The 1,291-nt window shown below is 42.6% G+C and carries 2 protein-coding genes; one reads left to right on the forward strand and one right to left on the reverse strand.

Annotated elements, in window-relative coordinates; translation table 11 throughout:
- Positions 1-57: 57 nt before the first annotated feature.
- Entirely contained in the window at positions 58-726 is a 669-nt protein-coding gene (can, locus tag R7Q47_RS24990) for a carbonate dehydratase (RefSeq protein ID WP_005462578.1), read from the reverse strand.
- A gap of 283 nt (positions 727-1,009) precedes the next feature.
- Between can and R7Q47_RS24995 the strand changes: the two genes are divergently transcribed.
- On the forward strand, positions 1,010-1,291 hold a 282-nt coding region (locus tag R7Q47_RS24995), incomplete at its 3' end, for a SulP family inorganic anion transporter (protein ID WP_318089995.1).

Raw genomic sequence — 1,291 nt, forward strand, 5'->3', positions numbered from 1 at the left:
AAATACAAAAAAACGCCCATATAAATGGGCGTTTTTTATTTATTCAGATTTTATGGCTTAGCGACACAGAAGCTTATTGTCAGGGTTTAAAATCGTCGACAGTGCTTTCTGGTACGATGCTTCAACGGTCTCTTTAGAATTAGAGCGAATACCCAAATATTCAAGGCGACCATCTTCAATTCCGTATACGACACCGTGAATTTCGACATCTTGCCCGCGCTCCCACGCGTTTTGCATGATGGTTGAATTGCCTAGGTTATAAACTTGTTCTGCAACGTTAATTTCACCAAGCTTATCGGCACGATCTTCAACAGGCATTTGATCTAAGTAAGAACGATGCTTGAAGTAAAGATCTCTGATGTGCAGTAGCCAGTTATTGATAAGCCCGAGTTGAGGGTTATCTATCGCTGCGTTAACACCGCCGCAACCGTAGTGACCACACACAATAATGTGCTTCACCTTGAGTACATCAACGGCGTATTGAACAACGGAAAGGCAATTGAGGTCTGTGTGAATGACTTGGTTTGCAACATTGCGGTGAACAAATAATTCACCGGAGTAAAGGCCGGTTAATCGTTCTGCGGGTACTCGACTATCGGAGCAGCCAATCCAAAGAAAATCAGGCTTTTGGCCTTCGGCGAGCTTAGCGAAATATTCAGGACGATCAGATTTGATTTCTTCCGACCATTTTGAATTATTCTCAAATAACTGTTTAATTTCCGGCATCTTGCAAACTACTTCCCTTAAATGACAAAAGCACTCATCGCAATTGAAACATATCAAGCGATCAGCGTTGTAACTATACACAATGTTACAATTTCGATCCCGTTAAATATGCGTCAGACAGGACTCATCTGACGTGTTCTTGGAAATAAATTCGTACAATTCAGACCGCTTATTAGATAACGAATTAAGCCATAATTTATTTATGGTTTAATTTTTCACATTCCTCGTTAAAGTAATGACATTTTACTTATTTAATTTTGAAGTTAATGCAGGGAGCTAAACGGTGTTCGGTAGTCGTTTTAAAGATATCAATTTCAAAGGGGATATATTTGGCGGGGTGACCACGGCCATTATTTCTCTCCCTTTGGCGTTGGCGTTCGGGGTTGCTTCAGGGGCGGGTGCAGAAGCTGGCCTTTGGGGCGCCATAATGGTTGGCTTGTTTGCCTCCTTATTTGGTGGCTCAAATACACTTATCTCAGAGCCCACGGGGCCGATGACGGTGATCATGACAGCCGTATTGACCAGTATGATGGCGAAGTACCCTGAAACAGGTATGGCGATGACG

The sequence above is a fragment of the Vibrio sp. Vb0349 genome, from assembly GCF_033338975.1.